This is a genomic window from Streptomyces sp. RLB3-17, from assembly GCF_007113425.2.
GTDB lineage: Bacteria > Actinomycetota > Actinomycetes > Streptomycetales > Streptomycetaceae > Streptomyces > Streptomyces mirabilis_D.
This window is the reverse complement of record NZ_CP041610.2, coordinates 4,801,936-4,826,300: the sequence shown is the minus strand read 5'-3', so window position 1 is coordinate 4,826,300 and position 24,365 is coordinate 4,801,936. Positions and strand designations below refer to the sequence as shown.

Below are 24,365 nucleotides of genomic sequence, written 5' to 3'. Positions count from 1 at the left end.
GTTGATTATTCGGCATCTTCAGTCATCTCAGGCTGTGAGTACTGCTCTTCGGGGCGTGGAAAGCTGATCATGAGTGGCGGGGGTGTCGGGCACGCTGTTGGGTGTCTGAGGGTATGGCCGATTGGCTGCCTTCAGTGCCGGCCCCAGTGCACTCGAACCGGAAGGTTCGGGGTGATGGGTGGTTGGTCGTTGTTTGAGAACTGCACAGTGGACGCGAGCATCTGTGGCCAAGTTTTTAAGGGCGCACGGTGGATGCCTTGGCACCAGGAACCGATGAAGGACGTGGGAGGCCACGATAGTCCCCGGGGAGTCGTCAACCAGGCTTTGATCCGGGGGTTTCCGAATGGGGAAACCCGGCAGTCGTCATGGGCTGTCACCCATACCTGAACACATAGGGTATGTGGAGGGAACGCGGGGAAGTGAAACATCTCAGTACCCGCAGGAAGAGAAAACAACCGTGATTCCGGGAGTAGTGGCGAGCGAAACTGGATGAGGCCAAACCATATGCGTGTGAGACCCGGCAGGGGTTGCGTATGTGGGGTTGTGGGATTTCTCTTTCACGGTCTGCCGGCCGTGAGACGAGTCAGAAACCGTTGATGTAGGCGAAGGACATGCGAAAGGTCCGGCGTAGAGGGTAAGACCCCCGTAGTCGAAACGTCAACGGCTCGTTTGAGAAACACCCAAGTAGCACGGGGCCCGAGAAATCCCGTGTGAATCTGGCGGGACCACCCGCTAAGCCTAAATATTCCCTGGTGACCGATAGCGGATAGTACCGTGAGGGAATGGTGAAAAGTACCGCGGGAGCGGAGTGAAATAGTACCTGAAACCGTGTGCCTACAAGCCGTGGGAGCGTCGGGCAAGCACTTGTGCTTGCCTCGTGACTGCGTGCCTTTTGAAGAATGAGCCTGCGAGTTTGCGGTGTGTTGCGAGGTTAACCCGTGTGGGGAAGCCGTAGCGAAAGCGAGTCCGAATAGGGCGATTTAGTAGCGCGCTCAAGACCCGAAGCGGAGTGATCTAGCCATGGGCAGGTTGAAGCGGCTGTAAGAGGTCGTGGAGGACCGAACCCACCAGGGTTGAAAACCTGGGGGATGACCTGTGGTTAGGGGTGAAAGGCCAATCAAACTCCGTGATAGCTGGTTCTCCCCGAAATGCATTTAGGTGCAGCGTCGTGTGTTTCTTGCCGGAGGTAGAGCACTGGATAGGCGATGGGCCCTACCGGGTTACTGACCTTAGCCAAACTCCGAATGCCGGTAAGTGAGAGCGCGGCAGTGAGACTGTGGGGGATAAGCTCCATGGTCGAGAGGGAAACAGCCCAGAGCATCGACTAAGGCCCCTAAGCGTACGCTAAGTGGGAAAGGATGTGGAGTCGCAGAGACAACCAGGAGGTTGGCTTAGAAGCAGCCACCCTTGAAAGAGTGCGTAATAGCTCACTGGTCTAGTGATTCCGCGCCGACAATGTAGCGGGGCTCAAGCGTACCGCCGAAGTCGTGTCATTGCAGCAATACGCCCAACGGCGGCTGTGATGGGTAGGGGAGCGTCGTGTGCCGGGTGAAGCCGCGCCGGAAGGCAGTGGTGGACGGTTCACGAGTGAGAATGCAGGCATGAGTAGCGATACACACGTGAGAAACGTGTGCGCCGATTGACTAAGGGTTCCTGGGTCAAGCTGATCTGCCCAGGGTAAGTCGGGACCTAAGGCGAGGCCGACAGGCGTAGTCGATGGATAACCGGTTGATATTCCGGTACCCGCTGTGAAGCGTCAAACATTGAACCAGGCGATGCTAAGTCCGTGAAGCCGCCCCGGAGCCTTCGGGCAAAGGGGAGTGGTGGAGCCGACGGACCAGACCTGCAGTAGGTGAGTGATGGGGTGACGCAGGAAGGTAGTCCATCCCGGGCGGTGGTTGTCCCGGGGTAAGGGTGTAGGACGTCAGGTAGGTAAATCCGCCTGGCACATAGTCTGAGACCTGATGCCGAGCCGATTGTGGTGAAGTGGATGATCCTATGCTGTCGAGAAAAGCCTCTAGCGAGTTTCATGGCGGCCCGTACCCTAAACCGACTCAGGTGGTCAGGTAGAGAATACCGAGGCGTTCGGGTGAACTATGGTTAAGGAACTCGGCAAAATGCCCCCGTAACTTCGGGAGAAGGGGGGCCATCACCGGTGAGAGGATTTACTCCTTGAGCTGGGGGTGGCCGCAGAGACCAGCGAGAAGCGACTGTTTACTAAAAACACAGGTCCGTGCGAAGCCGTAAGGCGATGTATACGGACTGACGCCTGCCCGGTGCTGGAACGTTAAGGGGACCGGTTAGTCACTCTTCGGGGTGGCGAAGCTGAGAACTTAAGCGCCAGTAAACGGCGGTGGTAACTATAACCATCCTAAGGTAGCGAAATTCCTTGTCGGGTAAGTTCCGACCTGCACGAATGGCGTAACGACTTCTCGACTGTCTCAACCATAGGCCCGGTGAAATTGCACTACGAGTAAAGATGCTCGTTTCGCGCAGCAGGACGGAAAGACCCCGGGACCTTTACTACAGTTTGATATTGGTGTTCGGTTCGGCTTGTGTAGGATAGGTGGGAGACTTTGAAGCGGCAGCGCCAGCTGTTGTGGAGTCGTCGTTGAAATACCACTCTGGTCGTGCTGGATGTCTAACCTGGGTCCGTGATCCGGATCAGGGACAGTGTCTGATGGGTAGTTTAACTGGGGCGGTTGCCTCCTAAAGAGTAACGGAGGCGCCCAAAGGTTCCCTCAGCCTGGTTGGTAATCAGGTGTTGAGTGTAAGTGCACAAGGGAGCTTGACTGTGAGACCGACGGGTCGAGCAGGGACGAAAGTCGGGACTAGTGATCCGGCGGTGGCTTGTGGAAGCGCCGTCGCTCAACGGATAAAAGGTACCCCGGGGATAACAGGCTGATCTTCCCCAAGAGTCCATATCGACGGGATGGTTTGGCACCTCGATGTCGGCTCGTCGCATCCTGGGGCTGGAGTCGGTCCCAAGGGTTGGGCTGTTCGCCCATTAAAGCGGTACGCGAGCTGGGTTTAGAACGTCGTGAGACAGTTCGGTCCCTATCCGCTGCGCGCGTAGGAATATTGAGAAGGGCTGTCCCTAGTACGAGAGGACCGGGACGGACGAACCTCTGGTGTGCCAGTTGTCCTGCCAAGGGCATGGCTGGTTGGCTACGTTCGGGAGGGATAACCGCTGAAAGCATCTAAGCGGGAAGCCTGCTTCGAGATGAGTATTCCCACCCCCTTTGAGGGGTTAAGGCTCCCAGTAGACGACTGGGTTGATAGGCCGGATCTGGAAGGCGGGTAACCGCTGGAGGTGACCGGTACTAATAGGCCGAGGGCTTGTCCTCAGTTGCTCGCGTCCACTGTGTTGGTTCTGAAACCACGAACAACCCCGTTGTCGGGCCACGGCAATGGTGCGGTAGTTACAGTTTCATAGTGTTTCGGTGGTCATAGCGTGAGGGAAACGCCCGGTTACATTCCGAACCCGGAAGCTAAGCCTCACAGCGCCGATGGTACTGCAGGGGGGACCCTGTGGGAGAGTAGGACGCCGCCGAACTAATTGTAGGGAGAACCCCCGTACCGGGAAATCGGTACGGGGGTTTTCTGCGTTCGGGATCATTTTTTGGGGCCTCTCGATTCGAGAGGCCCCTTTTTTTGTGCCGGCTTACAGCCGTCCCGCCGCCTTGAGTGCCAGATACGCATCCGCGAGGGCAGGGGCCAGGTTGTCCGGAACCGCGTCGACGACGGTTACTCCGTGGCGCTGGAGTTGTTCGGCCGTGCGATGGCGTTCCGTTTGGGCCTGGGTCGCGGCTGCCGCCTCGTACACCGCCTCGGCACTTCCCCGAGCCGTAGCCATGTGTGCGATATGCGGGTCGGCCACTGAGGCCACGAGGACGGTGTGGCGGTGGGTGAGACCGGAGAGTACGGGGAGCAGGCCCTCTTCGATGGGGGCCGCGTCGAGGCTGGTCAGCAACACGATCAGGGAGCGGCGAGGGGCCGTACGGAGGGCCGTGGCGGTGAGGCCGCGGGCGTCCGTTTCGACGAGCTCCGGCTCCAGGGTCGCCATCGCGTTGACCAGGGAAGGGAGGACGTCGCCGGCTGAGCGGCCCTGGACCAGGGCGCGTACTCGGCGGTCGTATGCGAGGAGGTCCACGCGGTCGCCGGCCCGGGAGGCCAGGGCGGCCAGGAGGAGTGCCGCGTCCATGGAGGCGTCCAGACGGGGGGCGTCGCCCACGCGACCGGCGGAAGTTCGGCCCGTGTCGAGGACCAGGAGGATGTGGCGGTCGCGCTCGGGACGCCAGGTGCGTACGGCGACCGTGGTGTGGCGGGCCGTGGCGCGCCAGTCGATGGAGCGGGTGTCGTCGCCGGGAACGTACTCGCGCAGGCTGTCGAATTCCGTGCCCTCGCCGCGGGTCAGGACGCTGGTGCGGCCGTCGAGTTCGCGTAGGCGGGCCAGTTTGGAGGGGAGGTGCTTGCGGCTGGTGAAGGGTGGCAGGACTCGTACGGTCCAGGGCACCTGGTGGCTGCCTTGGCGGGAGAAGAGACCGAGGGGGCCGTACGAGCGGATGGTGACGCGGTCCGCCTGGCGGTCGCCTCGGCGGGTGGGGCGCAGGCGGGTGGTCAGGCGTCGACGCTCGCCGGCGGGGACCGTCAGACGGTGGCGGGAGGCGGCCACCTCGGTGCCCGGCTCCCAGCTGCTGGGGGGCCAGGCGTCACGGAGGCGGGCGCGCAGGAGGCGGCCGGAGGGATTGGTGACGGTCAGAGTGACATCGGCGGTCTCGCCGAGGCGTACGGAAGTGTCGCCGGAGCGCGCCAGGCCGAGGCGGCGTACGGGTGCGGCCAGGGCGGCGTCGCAGGCGCAGGCCAAGGCCAGGGGAGCGTTCACGGCGAGGATGCCCGTCCAACTCGGCTCCCAGATGCCGACGGGGAGGGTGCCGAGGGCCGCCAGCAGGGCGGCACGTCCGGTGAGTGCCATCAGCGGGGGACGGGGACGTGGGCGAGGATCGCGTTGATGACCGAGTCGGCCGTCACGCCCTCCATCTCGGCCTCGGGGCGGAGCTGGATGCGGTGGCGGAGGGTGGGCAGGGCCAGGGCCTTCACGTCGTCAGGGATGACGTAGTCGCGGCCGGTCAGCCAGGCCCAGGCGCGGGCGGTGGCGAGGAGGGCGGTCGCGCCGCGCGGAGAGACGCCGAGGGTGAGGGACGGCGATTCGCGGGTGGCACGGCAGATGTCGACGACGTAGCCGGTGATTTCGGGGGAGACCGATGTCTTGGCCACGGCGGCGCGGGCGGCCTCCAGGTCGGCCGGGCCCGCCACGGGGCGTAGGCCGGCGGCGCGCAGGTCGCGCGGGTTGAAGCCCTCGGCGTGGCGGGTGAGGACGTCGATCTCGTCCTGACGGGACGGAAGAGGGATCGTCAGTTTCAGGAGGAAGCGGTCCAGTTGGGCTTCGGGCAGAGGATACGTTCCCTCGTACTCGACCGGGTTCTGGGTCGCGGCGACCAGGAAGGGTTCCGGGAGCGGGCGGGGGGTGCCGTCGACGGTGACTTGACGCTCCTCCATCGCTTCGAGGAGGGACGACTGGGTCTTGGGCGGAGTGCGGTTGATCTCGTCGGCCAGCAGGAGGTTCGTGAAGACCGGGCCGGGCTGGAAAGAGAACTCGGCGGTGCGGGCGTCGTAGACGAGAGAGCCGGTGATGTCGCTCGGCATCAGGTCGGGAGTGAACTGGACGCGCTTGGTGTCGAGTTCGAGCGTGGATGCGAGCGCGCGGACGAGCAACGTTTTGGCGACTCCGGGGACTCCTTCCAGTAGAACGTGTCCGCGGCAGAGGAGGGCGACGACGAGGCCGGTCACGGCGGGGTCCTGGCCGACCACGGCTTTGGCGATCTCGGTGCGCAGGGCTTCCAGGGAGGAGCGGGCGGTGCCCGCATCCCCGGCGTACCCGGCGTTGTCAGTGGTCGGGGCCATCATGAACGGCGTACCTCTCTTTCGAGGGCGTCGAGTTGGTCGGCGAGGGAGATGAGGGCCGCGTCGTCGCTGGGCGGCGGGCCGAAGAGGAGGGCGTGCAGGGCCTGTCCGTCGCCGTCGAGGCGGGCGGGGAGCAGTGCCTCGGGCGCGTGCGCCTGAGCGGGGGATACGCCGATGAGGGGGGCGAGTCGGGTGCGGGTGGTGGAGCGAAGAGCGGTGGCCGCGCGGTCGCGGGCGTTGGCCTTGCGGTAGAGGCGGGCGCGGCCCTCGACGGTTTCGGAGGCGCGGATCGCGACGGGGAGGCGTTCGGGTACGAGGGGGCCGAGTCGGCGTGCCCGCCACAGGGCGGCCAGGCCTGCCGCGATGAAGAGCTGAAGGGTGCCCCAGAGCCAGCCCGAGGGGAGCAGGTCGAGGAAGGTCTTCTTGCCCGCGTCGGTGGCCGAGGTGTCGGAGAGGGAGGGGAGGTACCAGACCAAGTGGGGGCGGGAACCGAGCAGTTGGAGGGCGAGCGAGGCGTTGCCCTGCTTGTCGAGACGGTTGTTGTAGAGGATGTCGGGGGCGCCGAGGACGACGGTGTCACCGTTCCCGGTGGCCGCCGGGATGCGCAGCAGGGTGGGCAGGCCGTCGCTGGGGTAGCAGACATCGGCGCCGGGGGCGCTGGTGCTGTAGCGGATGCCGCCGGTGTCGGCGCTGCCCGCGCGGCGGGCGGCGGGCAGGTCGCAGCTGGGGGAGAGCGTCGAGCGGAAGCTGATCGCGGGATCGGCGGTGACTCCGGGGGCGAGGGTGCCGAGGGAGGGCGAGTCGGGGGCGATCAGGATCGTGCGGCCGCCGGAGTTCTTGGTCGCCGCGCGGAGGTCGGCCTGCTGATGGTCGGTCAGCAGGTCCGGGGCGGCGACGAGGAGAGTGGTGTCGGCGCCGGCCGCGGAGCGGGCCTCGTCCAGGGTGGTGACCACGCGCGTGGAGACCCCGCGGTCGCCGAGGAGTTCGGCGGTGGCGCGGCTGCCGTAGGGGTCGGCGGAGCGTGGGTCGAGGCGGCCGTGCTGGGCGCCGGAGCGGATCGCGGCGATCGCGACGGCGGCCGCCAGCAGGACCACGACGGCGAGGACGATGCCTCGGGTGCGGGTCCACACCTGGCGGGCGGTGGGCGAGGCCGAGGTGGACGTGAGGGTGGCCTCGGTCATGAGGCGGCCCCCTGGCGGCTGTTGTGGTCCGTGCTCTGGGCGCTGCTGGTGAGTACGGGTTTGGTGCGCTCGAGGTCGCGGTCGAGTTCGGTGAGGCGGTGGTATGTGTCGGAGCCCGCGGACCGGCCGCCGTATGTGACCTCGTCGAAGTCCCGGGCGGCGGCGCGCAGTCGGTCCGTGTGGGAGGGCAGTGTGCGGCCCGCTTCGGCGGCGGCCTCGTCCGCGGTGCGGCCGGGGCGTGGGTCGAGCAGAGCGCGTTCCTCGAGGGAGCGCACGACAGCGCGCATCCGTTCCTGGACGGCTTGGTTCCAGTGGCCCTGGGCGGCGTGTGCTTCGGCGGCCGCGCGGTGTTCGGCGGCGCTGCGGGGGCGGTCGTCGAAGAGCGTGGCGGAGGAGGTGGGGGTGCGGTGCGGGGTGCCGAGGCGCCACCAGAGGGCGGCCACGACCGCCAGCACCGCCACCACGATGACGACAAGGCCGAGCGTGCCGCCGGGAGTCGCCGTGGAGGCGGCGCTGAACAGTTTGTCGACCCAGTCCCAGAAGGCGTTCAGAGCGCGTTGCACCGGGCTGGGGTCGTTCTCGTGGTACATCCGTTTGGACAGTTCGCGCTTGGCCGCCTCCCGCGCGGGGTCGCGCGGGATCGTCACCGGTGGTTCGTCGTCGCGCGGCAGCGCGAGTACGGCCGTGGCGCTGGTGCGTGGCAGTGCCAGTACCGCTGTGAGAACTCCCCCCGCCGGACTCACCGCATCAACTCCCCGGAGTGGTGCGGGGGGAGTCGGAGCCGTAGTCCTGGACACCGGCGGCGCGGGCCAGGTCGAGGTCGAGGGCCTCGCGGCGGATGCGCTGGTCGATGTAGAGGAGCACGGTGACGCCCGCGGAGATCGGGAAGGTGATCATGGAGCCGATCACCGAACCGATTCCGCTGACGATGAGGAACGTCCAGCCGGGGCTGCCGCTGCTGCCGAGGAAGCCGGCGACGCCGTCGCCGCTCAGGGCGGAGGCGATGATCGCGAAGGGGATCACGACGATCGACGCCACGATGTTGGCGATGATCGTGGCGAGCAGCTGGATGCCGAAGACTCGCCACCAGGAGCCGCGGACGAGCTTCGCGGAGCGGCTCATCGACTTCAGGACGCCTTGCTTCTCCAGCATCAGGGCGGGCGAGGCGAGCGAGAAGCGGATCATCAGCCAGAGGGCGACGACGCCCGCGCCGAGCCCGCCGAGGACCGCGAGTGCGGCGCCCGCGCTGCTCGAGCCGGCGACGGCGACGAGCAGGCCGGGAAGCGTGCCGACGGTGATGATCGCGACGGCGATGAGCGGCAGCAGGAAGGTCAGGGCGAACAGCCTCGGCAGCCGGGGTCTGGCGTCGTGCCAGGCCTCGGCGGTGGTCACCGACTTGCCGAGCACCGCGCGGCTGGTCACGGAGGTGAGCAGGGCCGTGGCAACGATGGTGCCGAGCAGGCCGATGAGCACCACGACGCCGGAGCTCAGCAGGGTGTCGCCCAGGGCGCGGCTCAGCTCGCCGGCGGTGGCGTTCGGGTCGTTGAGGACGTCCGTGCTCGCGCTGTCGTCCAGGACCAGGCCCTGGAGCAGGATGACCGCGATCTGTGTGACGACGGCGACGGTGAGCGAGATGCCCAGGACAGTGCGCCAGTAGGTACGCATCGTGGAGACCGCGCCGTCGAGGATCTCGCCGACGCCGAGCGGGCGCAGGGGGATCACGCCGGGCTTGGCGGCGGGCGGCGGGCCGCCCCAGTTGCCGCCCCAGCCACTGGGACCTCCTGGGCCTCCGTAGCCACGGCCTCCCCAGCCGCCGCCCTGGCCTCCGTAGCCGCCCGCGCCAGGAGGCTGCCGACCGCCCCAGCCGGGGCCGGGGGGCGGTGGTGGCGGGGCCTGGCCGGGACCCTGTGGGCTGGGAGCGGACCACTGGCCGGGCGGGGGCTGCTCCTTGGACCACTTCGAGGGCGGCTCCGGCTGGTTCGTGCCACCTTGGTCCGCGGGCTGCTCCGGGGGCTCGGCGGTGCCGGAGTTGTCCGGCTCCTGCCCGTCGGAGGGGGCAGATCCGGGCGAGGCCCAGCCCGGAGTGTCTTTCATCGTCGCTCCTTCACGGTGCCCGTCCGCGGTCGCGGCGGCAGGTTGGCAGCCATCGTGCCACGGTGTGCCCGGCATGGGACCGGCCCCCGTATGGGGTGGACACCTTCAATTGTCCGCCTGCTACGGGGCAGACTGGGCGGATGGCTGATCAGTACGCGCAATTCCGCGAGGGCGACGGGCCACTGGAGATACCGGCGATCCGCTGGGACGAGCCGCCCGAAGGGCCGGTGGTGGTCCTCCTCGACCAGACACGGTTGCCGGCCGAGGAAGTCGAGTTGGTGTGCACGGACGCTCCCGCGCTGGTGGAGGCGATCCGCACGCTGGCCGTGCGAGGGGCGCCGCTGCTGGGTATCGCCGGGGCGTACGGAGTCGCGCTCGCCGCCGTGCGCGGCTTCGACGTGGACGATGCCGCCCGGGCGCTGGCGGGCGCCCGGCCCACCGCGGTGAACCTGGCCGTCGGTGTGCGCCGGGCGCAGACGGCGTATCGTGCCGCGCTCTCCGGCGGCGGTGATCAGGGGCAGGCCGCCGGGGCGGCGCTCGAAGCGGCGCGGGCGTTGCACCGGGAGGATGCCGCGGCCAGCGCACGGATGGCCGGGCACGGGTTGGCGCTGCTCGACGAGCTGTTGCCGGGTGGTGGGCATCGGATTCTGACGCATTGCAACACCGGGGCTCTGGTGTCCGGCGGGGAGGGCACGGCCTTCGCGGTGGCCCTCGCGGCGCATCGCGCGGGGCAGCTGCGGAGGCTGTGGGTGGACGAAACGCGTCCGTTGCTGCAAGGTGCTCGCCTGACGGCTTACGAGGCGGCGCGCCGCGGAATGGCGTACACCTTGCTCACGGACAACGCGGCGGGATCACTGTTCGCGGCGGGGGAGGTGGACGCGGTGCTCATCGGGGCCGATCGGATCGCTGCCGACGGTTCGGTGGCGAACAAGGTGGGGAGCTATCCGCTCGCGGTGCTGGCCCGGTATCACCATGTGCCTTTCATCGTGGTGGCGCCGGTGACGACGGTGGACCCGGACACCCCGGACGGAGCATCCATCGAGGTCGAGCAGCGTCCCGGTCATGAAGTGACAGAGGTCACAGCACCCCAGGTGCCTGTGGCGGGAGTGGAAGCGGGAGGCGGGATACCGGTGGCACCCCTGGGGACCCAGGCGTACAACCCGGCATTCGATGTGACGCCCCCCGAGTTGGTGACGGCGATCGTGACCGAAGAGGGCGCTGTGTCGCCCGTGACAGCAGAGGCACTCGCTGAGCTGTGTGACAGGTCACGCCAGGTAACGATTTAGTTAATGGGATGATGTCGTTTATGAAGGGACGAGTCCTTGTCGTCGATGACGACACCGCACTGGCCGAGATGCTCGGCATTGTGTTGCGTGGTGAAGGTTTTGAGCCGTCTTTCGTAGCAGACGGCGACAAGGCGCTGGCCGCTTTCCGTGAGACCAAGCCCGATCTGGTGCTCCTGGACCTGATGCTTCCCGGCCGGGACGGTATCGAGGTGTGCCGCCTGATCAGGGCGGAGTCCGGGGTGCCGATCGTGATGCTCACAGCGAAGAGCGACACCGTCGATGTCGTGGTCGGCCTCGAGTCCGGCGCCGACGACTACATCGTGAAGCCGTTCAAGCCAAAGGAGCTGGTGGCGCGGATCAGGGCGCGGCTGCGTCGTTCCGAGGAACCGGCGCCCGAGCAGCTGGCCATCGGCGATCTTGTGATCGATGTGGCCGGTCACTCTGTGAAGCGGGAGGGGCAGTCGATCGCCCTGACGCCGCTGGAGTTCGATCTGCTCGTGGCACTGGCCCGCAAGCCGTGGCAGGTGTTCACACGGGAGGTGCTCCTGGAACAGGTGTGGGGCTACCGGCACGCGGCGGACACCCGACTGGTCAATGTCCACGTCCAGCGGTTGCGCTCCAAGGTCGAGAAGGACCCGGAGCGGCCGGAGATCGTGGTGACCGTTCGCGGTGTCGGCTACAAGGCCGGACCGAGCTGACATGTCCCGGGACAGTGCCGCTTCGGCGCCCGGCGAGTCGGGGGTCCGTTCGGGGCGGCCTGTCGGCCGGAAGGTGACGGGCTCCCGTTGGGGACGTTTCTTGGAGGGCGGGCTGCTGCAGGGCGGAGTCCAGGGCAGCCCGGTCCTTCGGTTGTTCATGCGCTGGGTGCGCCGTCCGTTGCTGCCCGTGATGCGGCTGTGGCGGCGCAACATCCAGCTCAAGATCGTCGTCACGACGCTGCTGATGTCGCTGGGTGTCGTGCTGCTGCTCGGCTTCGTGGTCATCGGGCAGGTGCGCAACGGTCTGCTGGACGCCAAGGTCAAGGCCTCGCAGAGTCAGGCCACGGGTGGCTTCTCGGTCGCCAAGCAGAAGGCGGACGCGGCAGCCACGGCCAACGGCGACGACGGTTCGACTGCGGACGGCCGTCCGTCCAAGAACGTCAGCCAGTGGATGAACGACCTCGTCGTCTCCCTTTCCAGCGGCGGCCAGGGCGCCTTCGACGTGGTGACGCTCAGCTCCACCGCGGCCGGCAACGGCGGTGCCGGGCGGGGTCCGCGTTCCTCGGGTGACGTCGATCCGACCGTGAGCATCCCGGAGGACCTGCGCGCCCGCGTCGACAGCAACACGATGGCGGCCCAGAGCTACACCAGGGTCGTCTACAAGGACGGCACGGAGTCGCAGGCCGCGCTGGTCATCGGCAAGCAGGTCCTCGACCCCAACGGAGACGCGTACCAGCTCTACTACCTCTTCCCGCTGACGCAGGAGGAGAAGTCGCTCAGCCTGGTCAAGGGGACGCTCGCGACGGCCGGACTGTTCGTCGTGGTGCTTCTGGGGGCCATCGCCTGGCTCGTGGTGCGCCAGGTCGTCACTCCGGTGCGGATGGCTGCCGGCATCGCCGAGCGGCTCTCCGCCGGGCGCCTGCAGGAGCGGATGAAGGTCACCGGCGAGGACGACATCGCGCGGCTCGGCGAGGCCTTCAACAAGATGGCGCAGAACCTTCAGCTGAAGATCCAGCAGCTGGAGGACCTGTCGCGGATGCAGCGACGGTTCGTGTCCGACGTGTCGCACGAGCTGCGTACGCCGCTCACGACCGTCCGGATGGCGGCCGACGTCATCCACGACGCGCGCGTGGACTTCGATCCGGTGACCGCTCGGTCGGCCGAGCTGCTCGCCGATCAGCTGGACCGGTTCGAGACGCTGCTCGCGGACCTGCTGGAGATCAGCCGGTTCGACGCGGGTGCGGCGGCGCTGGAGGCCGAGGCGATAGACCTCCGGGAAGTCGTACGGCGTGTCGTCAGCGGGGCCGAGCCGCTCGCCGAGCGCAAGGGCTCGCAGATACGTGTCGTCGGCGACCAGCAGCCGGTGGTCGCCGAGGCGGATGCCCGGCGGGTGGAGCGGGTGCTGCGCAATCTCGTCGTCAACGCCGTGGAGCACGGCGACGGCAAGGAAGTGGTGGTCAAGCTCGCCACAGCGGGCGGCGCGGTCGCCATCGCGGTGCGTGACTACGGCGTCGGCCTCAAGCCCGGCGAGGCGACCCGGGTGTTCAGCCGCTTCTGGCGTGCCGACCCGGCACGCGCGCGTACCACCGGCGGCACGGGGCTCGGGCTGTCCATCGCCCTGGAGGACGCCCGGCTGCACGGCGGCTGGCTGCAGGCGTGGGGTGAGCCGGGCGGCGGTTCGCAGTTCCGGCTGACGCTGCCGCGTACCGCGGACGAGCCGCTGCGGGGGTCTCCGATACCTCTGGAACCCATGGACTCGCGGCGTAATCGTGGACTTAATGACGCGGGACTGCCCTCAGGCGGCGGCGACAAGCTCGCCACGGTGCCGATGCAGGCCGCGGGCGGGAAGGCGGCACCGCCGAGGCAGCGGACGTCCGTGATGCCGCGGCTGGCCGGGGCGTCGCCCACGGCCGATCCGACGGCGCTGCCGGGCAACGGCGCGCGTGTGGTGCCAAGGCCCTCCGGGACCGTGCGGAGGCCGGACGACATGCCCACCGCGGGTGGGGAGCGGAGCGTGCAGGAACGTGGCCGGGACGGCGGCGGGCCTGAAGAACTCGGACAAGCAGAGCCCGAGGAACTCGGGCAAGGGGAGGCATTTCGTGGTCGCTGACCGCGAGGGGAGCGGCCGTCGGCGTCCCACGCGCGTGGGGGTGTACATCGGCTGCGGCGCACTGCTGCTGACCGGGTGTGCCTCGATGCCGGACAGCGGGGATCTGCGCGGGGTCGAGTCCACGCCGAGGCAGGACTCGCAGGTCCGCGTCTTCGCGCTGCCGCCCCGCGAGGACGCCCCGCCGTCGGAGATCGTGCAGGGCTTCCTGGAGGCACTGACCAGTGACGACGCGCAGTACGAGACGGCGCGCAAATATCTGACGGCGAGCGCCCGCAAAACGTGGGATCCGTACCGCTCCACGACCGTCCTCGCGGACGGGCCCAACCCCGAGTCGCAGCGCTCGGGCACCAGGGAGGGCGACGACTCGTACACGCTCTCCGGCAGCAAGGTCGCCACGGTGGACGAGCAGCACGCGTACGCGCCGGATGCCGGTTCGTACCGGACGACGGTGCACCTCACGCTGCAGAAGGACACCAAGCAGTGGCGCATCGACGCGCTGCCGCAGGGCGTGGTGATGGGCAACTCCGACTTCCAGCGCAACTACGTGTCCGTCAACAAGTACTACTTCGCCTCGAATGTGCCCTCCGGGTCGGGCGGACCGCTCGGGACCGTCGCCGATCCCGTCTATGTGCGGGACAAGGTGGACCCGATGACGGAGATGGTCCGGTCGCTCCTGAAGGGGCCCACGCGCTGGCTGGATCCGGTGGTGACGTCGAGCTTCCCCTCCGACACGGAGCTGAAGAAGGGCGTCACGTCACTGTCGCCCGACGACCGCAACAGGGTGACGGTCCCGCTGAACAAGAAGGCCGACCGGGTCGGAGAGACCCAGTGCAACAAGATGGCCACCCAACTCCTCTTCACGCTCCAGAACCTGACGCCCACGGGCGTCGACGAGGTGGAGCTGCAGCGGTCGAACGGTTCGCAGTTGTGCGTGGTCACCGAGAGCCGCGCGGAGACCGTCGCTTCGCACGGCACGGCCAAGCACCCTGAGTACGAGTACTTCATCGACGCCAAGCAGCGGCTCGTACGGCTGCCCAGCGGCAACCGTGACAAGCAGCCCGAGCCGGTACCCGGTGCGCTGGGAGTGGGCGACAAGAAGCTGCGGTCGGCCGCGGTGTCCCGGACCGAGGACAGCGCGGCCGGTGTGTCGGCCGACGGGAGTTCGCTGTACGTCGGATCGCTGGTGTCGGGCGCCTCGCTGGGGGACGCGGTGCTGCACAGCCAGGGGGCGAAGGCGGACGACCGGCTGACGACGCCCAGTTGGGACGGACAGGGCGACCTGTGGGTGGCCGACCGTGATCCGAAGAACCCGCGGCTGCTCCTGCTGGAGAAGGGCGCGGGTACCCCGCTGGCGGTCACCGCGCCGGGCATCGACGGCCGTGTCCAGGCGGTGCGGGTGGCCGCCGACGGGGTGCGGATCGCGCTGATCGTGCAGAAGGACGGCAAGAGCTCGCTGCAGATCGGGCGCATCCAACGCGACACCAAGACGGGAGGGCGGCCCCTCATCTCGATCCTCGAGCTGAGCTCCGTGGCGCCGCAGCTGGAGGAGGTCACCGCCATGTCGTGGGCCGGGGACAGCCGGCTCGTCGTCGTCGGGCGCGAGTCCGGCGGGGTGCAGCAGATGCGCTACGTCCAGGTCGACGGCTCCACTCCGGTGGGCACCGCGCCCTCCGCGCTGACGGGGGTGAAGGAGGTCGCCGCGTCCGAGGACGAGCGGCTGCCCCTGGTGGCGCACTCGGAGGAGGACGGGATCGTGCGGCTGTCCTCCGGGGAGCAGTGGCAGAAGATCGTCAAGGACGGCACGGCACCGGTATATCCCGGGTAGCGGCCTCTTTCTTCCGGGTACGGACTTGCCGGGCCTGCCTTTTCGGGCAGGCCCGGCTGCCGTACGGGGTGGGTCTGGCCGTCGTAGGGGCGGCGGACCTGGCCGCCATTGCGCGCTGGGTCCCCCGGACGGGTGATGGCCGTGGAGTTGTCCACAGGCGGTTGTCCACAGGGGTGGCCGGTCGGCCCGCGCGTTGGCACAGTGGTGGGCATGCGGGGGTGGTGGCAGGACCTCACCGATCTGGTGCTGCCGGCCGAGTGCGGAGGCTGCGGAAGGCCTCGCACGGTGCTCTGCCCGGAGTGCCGTGCCGCCCTGAGCGGGGCCGCACCGCGCCGGGTGCGACCGGATCCGGAGCCGCCCGGGCTGCCGGTGGTGCACGCGGCGGCGCCATACGAGGACGAGGTGCGCGCGACGCTCCTCGCCCACAAGGAACGGGGGGCACTGACACTTGCGAGACCTTTGGGGACGGCCCTGGCGGGGGCTGTACGGGCAGGGCTGGGGCACTTGCGCCTCCCGGTCCCGGAGGGGCTGCCCACGGCCTGGGACGGGCGCCTGAGGGGTGGCAACGGGCAATTGCGTCCCGGGGGCGGTCAGGGGCGCGCGTCGCTTTCCGACACGGGTCCTCTGCTGCTCGTTCCCCTGCCGTCCTCGCGGCAGGCGGTGCGGGCGCGCGGGCATGATCCGGCGCGGCGGATCGCGCTTGCGGCGGCGGGGGAGCTGCGGCGCACGGGGACACCGGCCCGGGTGCTGGCCGTGCTGCGGCAGCGGCGCGCCGTGGCCGACCAGGCGGGGCTCAACTCGCGGCAGCGACTGGACAATCTCGCGGGCGCCCTGGAGGTGGCAGCCGGAGGTGCCCGGCTGTTGGCGAGCGGGGGCCGGGTCGTGCTTGTGGACGACCTGATGACGACGGGCGCCTCGATGACGGAGGCGGCCCGTGCCGTACGGGTGGCGGTGGCGGAGATTCATCCATACGGGGACGTCGATGCATGCGTCGCGGAAGCGGGGGAAGCAACGGGGGAACGGATGACCGAGGCAACGACAGTGGATACCGACCGGACACAAGGAGCCTGGGAAATGGCGGGCATGAGCGGAGTCGGCGACATGATCTGCGCGGCTGTGGTCGCGGCCCCGCCGGACTCTTTCGAAATAAACCGGAACTGACCGGGAACTTCCATCGTTGCAGGTAATGACCAGGTCAATTCACCTGAACGGAGGTACGCAGCAGTAGAGGGTGACGACATCCGTCCAGGCGAGATATGTTCGGTTGTGAGGCAATGGCGCAGGCCGTACCTCGCCCATCCGAATGCTGTGCTGCGGGTTTCTGAATCACCCGTAGCGGTGGGGTGTAGATCTTGCCCATGGGGGAGGAGGAGGTGAAAGTCACCAAGTCCGAGGTTCCGGCACTCACCGGGGCCTGGTGCAAAAGGGAGATGCTCCGCCAGTGCAGCGGAGCAATCCGGGAACGGAGTTCTGCGTGGACATCGTCGTCAAGGGCCGCAAGACCGAGGTGCCCGAGCGGTTCCGCAAGCACGTGGCCGAGAAGCTGAAGCTGGAGAAGATCCAGAAGCTCGATGGCAAGGTGATCAGCCTCGACGTGGAGGTGTCCAAGGAGCCCAACCCCCGGCAGGCCGACCGTTGCGACCGAGTGGAGATCACGCTCCACTCCCGCGGTCCGGTGATCCGGGCGGAGGCGGCGGCAAGTGACCCGTATGCGGCACTCGACCTGGCGGCGGACAAACTCGAAGCCCGTCTGCGCAAGCAGCACGACAAGCGCTACACCCGCCGCGGCAACGGCCGGCTCTCGGCCGCGGAGGTCGCCGACCACGTTCCCGGCGCCGCGACGCTGAACGGGAACGGCGCCGTCGTCCACGAGGACGACACGGACAGCGTGCCGACAAAGAAGATCGGCTCCCTCGAGGTCATGGGCGAAGGCCCCCTCATCGTTCGCGAGAAGACCCACGTGGCCGCCCCGATGACGCTCGACCAGGCGCTCTACGAGATGGAGCTGGTCGGGCACGACTTCTATCTCTTCGTCGACTCCGAGACGAAGGAACCCAGTGTCGTCTACCGGCGGCACGCGTACGACTACGGCGTCATCCACCTCAGCACGGACCCCATGGTCACCCAGGCCGGACCGGACGCGCCGGGCGGTGCGCTCGGCGGCTGACCCGCCCCGATGACGGCTGAGCCGGTGCCCCTGGAGCGCGTGTGCGCCCCCAGGGGCACCGGTGTGCGACCACTTCGCGACCCGCTCTGTCACCCCACTGTCGTCCGGGCATGGAATCATGGCCGAACCGGCCCCAACCGGTGGGTCGTTGCCTCGGATTGGCAATGGCACAGGAACGCAGGCCACGGCCTTCAGGGGGAGGAACGATGCCGGACAGCTTCGGACCGATGCGTGACGGGGATGCCGACGGCGGCGTCGTCGGCATGGGCCCGGACGCGGGCTCTCCACGCAAGGAGCCCATTCGGGTCCTCGTCGTGGACGACCATGCCCTCTTCCGCCGCGGCCTGGAGATCGTGCTCGCGGCCGAGGAGGACATCCAGGTCGTCGGCGAGGCGGGTGACGGGGCGGAGGCGGTCGACAAGGCGGCCGACCTGCTTCCTGACATCGTGCTGATGGACGTACGTATGCCGAAGCGGGGCGGCATCGAGGCGTGCACCTCCATCAAGGAGGTGGCTCCGAGCGCGAAGATCATCATGTTGACGATCAGCGACGAGGAAGCCGATCTCTACGACGCGATCAAGGCGGGCGCTACCGGTTATCTCCTCAAGGAGATCTCCACGGACGAGGTGGCCACGGCCATTCGCGCGGTGGCGGACGGGCAGTCGCAGATCAGCCCGTCGATGGCGTCGAAACTTCTCACCGAGTTCAAGTCGATGATTCAGCGGACGGACGAGCGCCGGCTCGTGCCCGCGCCGCGGCTCACGGATCGCGAGCTGGAGGTTCTCAAACTCGTCGCGACCGGGATGAACAACCGGGACATCGCCAAGGAGTTGTTCATCTCCGAGAACACCGTGAAGAACCATGTGCGCAACATCCTGGAGAAGCTGCAGCTGCACTCCAGGATGGAGGCGGTGGTCTACGCGATGCGGGAGAAGATCCTCGAGATCCGGTGAGCCTGCGTGAGGCCAGTCAGGTCGGCCAGTGAGGTTGGCCGGTCAGGTCAGGCCAGTGCGCGGGTGAGTTCCTTCGCGAGGGGCTCGCGGAGGTCCGGGGCGTCCACCCGTTCCACGCGTACGTTTGTGCAGTCCACCCAGCTCGCTGCCTCCAGGAGGGCCTGGGCCACGGCAGGGACCGCCTTGGCGCCGTCCAACGTGACCTGTTTGGCGACCAGGGTGCGGCCCTCGCGGGCGGGGTCCACGCGGCCGACGAGCCGGCCCCCGGCGAGGACCGGCATCGCGAAGTAGCCGTACACCCGCTTCGGCTTGGGCGTGTACGCCTCCAGGCGGTGGGTGAAGCCGAAGATCCGCTCCGTGCGGGCCCGCTCCCAGATGAGTGAGTCGAACGGGGACAGCAGCGTCGTACGGTGGCGGCCGCGCGGCGGTGTCTCCAGGGCCGCCGGGTCCGCCCACGCGGGCTTGCCCCAGCCCTCCACCGTCACCGGGACCAGGCCCGAGTCCGCGATCACCGCGTCGACCTGCTCGCCCTTGAGACGGTGATAGTCGGCGATGTCCGCGCGCGTGCCGACGCCCAGGGACTTGCCGGCCAGGCCGACCAGACGGCGCAGGCACTCCGTGTCGTCCAGCTCGTCGTGGAGCAGGGCCTCGGGGACGGCGCGCTCGGCGAGGTCGTACACGCGCTTCCAGCCGCGGCGCTCCGTGCACACCACCTCGCCGTACATCAGCGCGCGCTCCACGGCCACCTTGGTGCCCGACCAGTCCCACCACTCGCTGGTCTTCTTCGCGCCGCCCAACTCCGTGGCCGTGAGGGGGCCTTCCGTGCGGAGCTGCTTGATGACCTGGTCGTAGGTGCCGTCCGGCAGGTCGTGGTTCCAGTGCGGGCGGGAGCGGTAGGCGCGGCGGCGGAAGGCGAAGTGGGGCCATTCCTCGACGGGGAGGATGCAGGCGGCGTGGGACCAGTACTCGAAGGCGTGGGTGTCGGTCCAGTAGGCCTGGTCGACGGTTTTGCGGCTTACCGCGCCCAGGCGGGCGTACGGGATGAGCTCGTGGGAGCGGGCCAGGACGGAGATCGTGTCGAGCTGGACCGCGCCGAGGTGTCGCAGGATTCCGCGGACGCCGGCCCTGCGGTCGGGGGCGCCCAGGAAGCCCTGGGCCCGTAGGGCTATGCGGCGGGCTTCTTCGGCGGAGAGGTCGGTGGTGGGACGCGGGAGGCTCGTCATGTTCCACACGGTAGGCGGTGCCACTGACAGTGGACTCGCCCCCGCCGCCCCTACCCGACCCATCCCAGGGGCTCCGCCCCGGACCCCCGGCGGGGCTGCGCCCCTGCACCCTGACGGGGCTGCGCCCCTGCACCGCGTCACGGGCCCGGCCCCGGACCCCGGCAGGGGCTTCGCCCCCGGACCCCGCCAGGGGCTCCGGCCTCGGACTCTGGCGAGGCTGCGCTCCTGCACCGCGTCACGGGCCCGGCCCCGGACCCCGGCGGGGGCTTCGTCTTACCCCAGCTTCCGCCAGGGCAGTGCGCCCGCCCCCGCGGGGCCCCTATGCCCTGCACCCTCCTGGGGAGCTACGGAGTGGAGGGTGGGGCGGGCAGGTATGGGGCCGTTGAGGGCAGGCCCAGGTCTGAGGGGAGTAGGGAGCCGATCCAGCAGTCTCGGCGTACGCCCTTGTTGTTGAGGGCGGAGCGGAGGGTGCCTTCCAGGGTGAAGCCGGCGCGTTCGGCGACCGCGCGGGAGCCCTTGTTGCCGACCTCGGCGCGCCATTCCAGGCGGTCGACGGCGAGGCTGGTGAAGGCCCAGCGGGCGGCGGTGAGGGTGGCCTCGGTGATGTAGCCGTTGCCGCGGTGCTCCTTGGCCGCCCAGAAGCCGACCTCGCCGACGCCGAGTGAACGCATGCTGATGGAGAGCATGCCCGCCAGGTCCCCCGACAGGAGGAAGGCACCGAAGGTGAACATGGAGCCGTCCGCCCAGCCGCCCGGCACCATCTGGTCCGTGAAGCCCGTCGCGTGCTCGCGGAGATAGGGCGAGGGGATCGTGGTCCAGCGCTGGATGTCGGGGTCCTGGACTGCTTCGTACACCGAGTCGGTGTCGTGCGAGTCCACGGCGCGCAGGAGCAGCCGGTCGGTGGTCAGCGTGACGGGGTCCATCGGCCGATTCTGCTAGGACCACCGAAAGGGCGCCATTCCTTTGCGGCGAGTGACGGTTCGGTTACTTTTCGCAGCGCGGACGCGGCACCTTCCGCAACCCCTGTCCGTTGTCCTAGTGGCTGTCACTGGCAGACCTCCCGGCGCGGTGGGGTCCTCGCTTACGATGGCCGTTGCTCAAGCTGTGATTTGAATCTGACATTGAACCCGACCGTCCCAGGCCCGACCGGCAAGGAGACAAACCCCCGTGTCCGTCCTCTCGAAGATCATGCGTGCAGGCGAAGGCAAGATCCTGCGCAAGCTGCACCGCATCGCGGACCAGGTCAACTCCATCGAAGAGGACTTCGTCGACCTCTCCGACGCCGAGCTGCGCGCCCTCACTGATGAGTACAAGCAGCGGTATGCGGATGGGGAGAGCCTGGACGACCTGCTCCCCGAGGCCTTCGCCACCGTGCGTGAGGCCGCCAAGCGCGTCCTCGGACAGCGTCACTACGACGTGCAGATGATGGGTGGCGCCGCGCTCCACCTCGGCTACGTCGCGGAGATGAAGACCGGCGAGGGCAAGACCCTCGTCGGCACGCTGCCCGCGTATCTGAACGCCCTCTCCGGAGACGGCGTTCACCTGATCACGGTCAACGACTATCTGGCCGAGCGCGACTCCGAGATGATGGGTCGCGTCCACAAGTTCCTGGGTCTGACCGTCGGCTGCATCCTCGCCAACATGACGCCGGCCCAGCGCCGTGAGCAGTACGCGTGCGACATCACGTACGGCACGAACAACGAGTTCGGCTTCGACTACCTGCGCGACAACATGGCCTGGTCGCAGGACGAACTCGTCCAGCGGGGCCACAACTTCGCGATCGTCGACGAGGTCGACTCCATCCTCGTCGACGAGGCCCGTACGCCGCTCATCATCTCCGGCCCGGCCGACCAGGCCACCAAGTGGTACGGCGACTTCGCCAAGCTGGTCACCCGGCTGAAGAAGGGCGAGGCCGGCAACCCCCTCAAGGGCATCGAGGAGACCGGGGACTACGAGGTCGACGAGAAGAAGCGCACCGTCGCCATCCACGAGCCCGGCGTCGCCAAGGTCGAGGACTGGCTGGGCATCGACAACCTGTACGAGTCGGTGAACACGCCGCTGGTGGGCTACCTGAACAACGCCATCAAGGCCAAGGAGCTCTTCAAGAAGGACAAGGACTACGTCGTCATCGACGGCGAAGTCATGATCGTCGACGAGCACACCGGCCGTATCCTCGCCGGCCGCCGCTACAACGAGGGCATGCACCAGGCGATCGAGGCGAAGGAAGGGGTGGACATCAAGGACGAGAACCAGACGCTCGCCACGATCACCCTGCAGAACTTCTTCCGCCTCTACGGCAAGCTCTCCGGCATGACCGGTACGGCGATGACCGAGGCCGCCGAGTTCCACCAGATCTACAAGCTCGGCGTCGTCCCGATCCCGACCAACAAGCCGATGGTCCGCAAGGACCAGTCGGACCTGATCTACCGCACCGAGGTCGCCAAGTTCGACGCGGTGGTCGACGACATCGCCGAGAAGCACGAGAAGGGCCAGCCGATCCTCGTCGGTACGACGTCGGTCGAGAAGTCCGAGTACCTTTCGCAGCAGCTCTCGAAGCGGGGCATCCAGCACGAGGTGCTGAACGCGAAGCAGCACGACCGTGAGGCCCCGATCATCGCCCAGGCCGGCCGCCGGGGCGCTGTGACCGTCGCCACGAACATGGCCGGTCGAGGCACGGACATCAAGCTCGGCGGCAACCCCGATGACCTCGCCGAGGCGGAGCTGCGTCAGCGTGGCCTCGACCCCGAGGAGCACATCGAGGAGTGGGCCGCAGCCCTCCCCGCCGCCCTGGAGAAGGCCGAGCAGGCCGTCAAGGCGGAGTTCGAAGAGGTCAAGGAGCTCGGCGGGCTCTACGTGCTGGGCACCGAGCGCCACGAGTCGCGTCGTATCGACAACCAGCTGCGCGGTCGTTCCGGCCGTCAGGGCGACCCGGGCGAGTCCCGCTTCTACCTGTCGCTCGGTGACGACCTGATGCGCCTGTTCAAGGCCCAGATGGTCGAGCGCGTGATGTCGATGGCCAACGTGCCGGACGACGTGCCGATCGAGAACAAGATGGTCACGCGCGCGATCGCCTCCGCCCAGTCGCAGGTCGAGCAGCAGAACTTCGAGACGCGCAAGAACGTTCTGAAGTACGACGAGGTGCTCAACCGGCAGCGCGAGGTCATCTACGGCGAGCGCCGCCGCGTCCTGGAGGGCGAGGACCTCCAGGAGCAGATCCAGCACTTCATGGACGACACGATCGACGCCTACATCGCGGCCGAGACCGCCGAGGGCTTCGCCGAGGAGTGGGACCTGGACCGGCTGTGGGGCGCCTTCAAGCAGCTCTACCCGGTGAAGGTCACCGTCGACGAGCTGGAGGAGGCGGCCGGCGACCGTGCCGGTCTGACCGCCGAGTTCATCTCCGAGTCCATCAAGGACGACATCCACGAGCAGTACGCGGCCCGTGAGGAGCAGCTCGGCTCCGAGATCATGCGGGAGCTGGAGCGGCGGGTCGTCCTGTCGGTCCTCGACCGCAAGTGGCGCGAGCACCTCTACGAGATGGACTATCTCCAGGAGGGCATCGGCCTGCGTGCCATGGCGCAGAAGGACCCGCTGGTCGAGTACCAGCGCGAGGGCTTCGACATGTTCTCCGCCATGATGGACGGCATCAAGGAGGAGTCCGTCGGCTACCTGTTCAACCTGGAGGTTCAGGTCGAGCAGCAGGTCGAGGAGGTCCCGGTCGAGGACGCCGCGCCGTCGCTGGAGAAGAGGGAGGACGTCGTGCCCGCGGGTGCGCGTCCCGAGATCCGCGCCAAGGGGCTCGACGCCCCGCAGCGTCCCGACCGGCTGCACTTCTCCGCGCCGACCGTGGACGGTGAGGGCGGCATCGTCGAGGGCGACTTCGCCAACGACGACGACGAGCCCGTGCGTTCCGAGGCGGACGGCCTCACGCGCGCGGAGCGCCGCAAGCAGCTGAAGAGCAACGGGCGGCGCCGCAAGAAGTGACCGATCGGCTCGCGAGAGCCGATGAGCGCTGAGAAGCGGTGAAGGGCCGGGCACCTGTGGGTGTCCGGCCCTTCGCGTCGGTCAGCGGGGGTTCAGGGACCCAGGGGCTGCTCAGTCGTCGTCCGGGCGGGGCATGCGGGGTCCGCCCAGTTCCACCGCCGTGCAGCGCCAGCGGAGGTCGGGGCCCTGTTCCAGGCGGAAGGCCATCGCGCGGAGCCGGTCGCCCGCGCCGATGCGGGCGAAGGCCTCGATCGCGCCGGGCCGCGGCACGTAGTAGCCGATGTCGCGGACGACCGGGCGGGCGCCGCGGGTGCGCAGGGGGCCGCGTTCGGCGAGCCAGGCCAGCTCGTCGTAGGCCCGGCCCGCGGTGTGGCGCAGCATGCAGTGGACGGGGCGTTGGCCGCTGAGCACGGCGAGGAGGCGCTCGGCGAAGAGGTCGGTGGGGCGGGGCTGCGGCGGCGGTGAGGACGGCGACGAGGACGGCGGCGACGGCCGTGGGGACAGGAGGCGGGTACGGGATGCGGCCTCCTCCGGGGGTGCCTGCGGTGCGGGTGCCTGCGGTGGGCTGTCTCCCGGGGCCGGGCGGGGTGCGCCTGCGCCCGGGGTGCGCGGTGGGGTGGTGCCGGGGCGGCGGGTGTCGTGGCGGCCGGGTGGGCGGGTGCCCGGGCGGCGCTTCGTCCTGGTCATCACCTTGTTCATGCGTCGTCCCCGTTCAGCGTCGGCCCCGCTCACCGCGACCGGTCGATACCGGGCGGTAACTTCGTGTTGGGGATCTTCTACGAGGCGGGAGCAGGTCCCCGCAAGGACGCCGGGTGCGCGCCGCGGCGGCAGGAAGGTTCACCTATCAGAGTGAGCGGGAGGGGTGGGAGGCCCGGCGGGG

General features: G+C 68.4%; 16 protein-coding genes and 2 rRNA genes. 10 read left to right on the top strand and 8 right to left on the bottom strand.

The genetic code is table 11. The features are described 5' to 3' along the window. Window positions 1-225 precede the first annotated feature (225 nt). Both FNV62_RS21925 and rrf read left to right on the top strand, forming a co-directional pair. Window positions 226-3,347, top strand: a 23S ribosomal RNA gene (locus tag FNV62_RS21925). Window positions 3,348-3,439: 92 nt separating this feature from the next. Continuing rightward, window positions 3,440-3,556, top strand: a 5S ribosomal RNA gene (rrf, locus tag FNV62_RS21920). 108 nt (window positions 3,557-3,664) lie between these two features. Here rrf and FNV62_RS21915 read toward each other — a convergent pair. The 5 genes from FNV62_RS21915 to FNV62_RS21895 are packed head-to-tail and all read right to left on the bottom strand — an operon-like array spanning window position 3,665 to window position 9,239. Beyond that, window positions 3,665-4,975, bottom strand: a complete 1,311-nt coding sequence (locus tag FNV62_RS21915) for a DUF58 domain-containing protein (RefSeq protein ID WP_144315557.1) — start codon at window positions 4,973-4,975, stop codon at window positions 3,665-3,667. Further along, the gene (locus FNV62_RS21910) at window positions 4,975-5,964 is read right to left on the bottom strand and encodes an AAA family ATPase (RefSeq protein ID WP_144316512.1); all 990 of its coding nucleotides are present in this window, start codon (window positions 5,962-5,964) and stop codon (window positions 4,975-4,977) included. Before FNV62_RS21910 ends, FNV62_RS21915 begins: the two co-directional genes overlap by 1 nt. Then, the gene (locus FNV62_RS21905; protein ID WP_144315556.1) at window positions 5,964-7,145 is read right to left on the bottom strand and encodes a DUF4350 domain-containing protein; all 1,182 of its coding nucleotides are present in this window, start codon (window positions 7,143-7,145) and stop codon (window positions 5,964-5,966) included. The genes FNV62_RS21910 and FNV62_RS21905 overlap by 1 nt, the downstream gene beginning before the upstream one ends. Beyond that, a complete protein-coding gene (locus tag FNV62_RS21900; protein WP_144315555.1) occupies window positions 7,142-7,888 on the bottom strand; it encodes a DUF4129 domain-containing protein in 747 nt (248 codons plus the stop codon). The genes FNV62_RS21905 and FNV62_RS21900 overlap by 4 nt, the downstream gene beginning before the upstream one ends. A 4-nt stretch (window positions 7,889-7,892) precedes the next feature. After that, on the bottom strand, window positions 7,893-9,239 hold the full coding sequence (locus FNV62_RS21895; RefSeq protein ID WP_144315554.1) for a hypothetical protein: 1,347 nt from the start codon (window positions 9,237-9,239) through the stop codon (window positions 7,893-7,895). Between the two features lie 140 nt (window positions 9,240-9,379). Between FNV62_RS21895 and mtnA the strand changes: the two genes are divergently transcribed. From mtnA to FNV62_RS21860, 7 genes are all read left to right on the top strand, one after another. Beyond that, entirely contained in the window at window positions 9,380-10,525 is a 1,146-nt protein-coding gene (mtnA, locus tag FNV62_RS21890; RefSeq protein ID WP_097284969.1) for an S-methyl-5-thioribose-1-phosphate isomerase, read from the top strand. Window positions 10,526-10,533: 8 nt separating this feature from the next. Then, a complete protein-coding gene (mtrA, locus tag FNV62_RS21885) occupies window positions 10,534-11,223 on the top strand; it encodes a two-component system response regulator MtrA (protein WP_150136091.1) in 690 nt (229 codons plus the stop codon). Window position 11,224: 1 nt separating this feature from the next. Next, a complete protein-coding gene (mtrB, locus tag FNV62_RS21880; RefSeq protein WP_143601838.1) occupies window positions 11,225-13,333 on the top strand; it encodes an MtrAB system histidine kinase MtrB in 2,109 nt (702 codons plus the stop codon). Further along, window positions 13,323-15,158 (top strand): LpqB family beta-propeller domain-containing protein, encoded by a 1,836-nt coding sequence (locus tag FNV62_RS21875; RefSeq protein WP_097284968.1) that lies wholly within the window; start codon window positions 13,323-13,325, stop codon window positions 15,156-15,158. Before mtrB ends, FNV62_RS21875 begins: the two co-directional genes overlap by 11 nt. A gap of 210 nt (window positions 15,159-15,368) precedes the next feature. Beyond that, complete coding sequence (locus FNV62_RS21870) at window positions 15,369-16,319, top strand: ComF family protein (protein WP_143626870.1); 951 nt, start codon at window positions 15,369-15,371, stop codon at window positions 16,317-16,319. A 313-nt stretch (window positions 16,320-16,632) separates the two neighbouring features. After that, complete coding sequence (hpf, locus tag FNV62_RS21865) at window positions 16,633-17,325, top strand: ribosome hibernation-promoting factor, HPF/YfiA family (RefSeq protein WP_371647066.1); 693 nt, start codon at window positions 16,633-16,635, stop codon at window positions 17,323-17,325. 206 nt (window positions 17,326-17,531) lie between these two features. Beyond that, window positions 17,532-18,278 carry a response regulator gene (locus FNV62_RS21860; protein ID WP_054229594.1) on the top strand — a complete coding sequence of 249 codons (747 nt, stop codon included), beginning with the start codon at window positions 17,532-17,534 and terminating at the stop codon, window positions 18,276-18,278. Between the two features lie 47 nt (window positions 18,279-18,325). On the opposite strand, the gene FNV62_RS21855 is transcribed toward FNV62_RS21860, so the two are convergent. Both FNV62_RS21855 and FNV62_RS21850 read right to left on the bottom strand, forming a co-directional pair. Continuing rightward, entirely contained in the window at window positions 18,326-19,501 is a 1,176-nt protein-coding gene (locus tag FNV62_RS21855; protein WP_097284966.1) for a winged helix-turn-helix domain-containing protein, read from the bottom strand. Window positions 19,502-19,845: 344 nt separating this feature from the next. Continuing rightward, a complete protein-coding gene (locus tag FNV62_RS21850) occupies window positions 19,846-20,424 on the bottom strand; it encodes a GNAT family N-acetyltransferase (RefSeq protein ID WP_144315553.1) in 579 nt (192 codons plus the stop codon). A gap of 244 nt (window positions 20,425-20,668) precedes the next feature. Here FNV62_RS21850 and secA point away from each other — a divergent pair, with 244 nt between their 5' ends. Beyond that, a complete protein-coding gene (gene secA, locus FNV62_RS21845) occupies window positions 20,669-23,485 on the top strand; it encodes a preprotein translocase subunit SecA (protein ID WP_143601834.1) in 2,817 nt (938 codons plus the stop codon). Window positions 23,486-23,596: 111 nt separating this feature from the next. Here the strand turns inward: secA and FNV62_RS21840 are convergent, their stop codons facing one another. Beyond that, window positions 23,597-24,184, bottom strand: coding sequence for an Rv3235 family protein (locus tag FNV62_RS21840; RefSeq protein ID WP_144315552.1), 588 nt, complete (start codon window positions 24,182-24,184; stop codon window positions 23,597-23,599). Window positions 24,185-24,365: the final 181 nt, after the last annotated feature.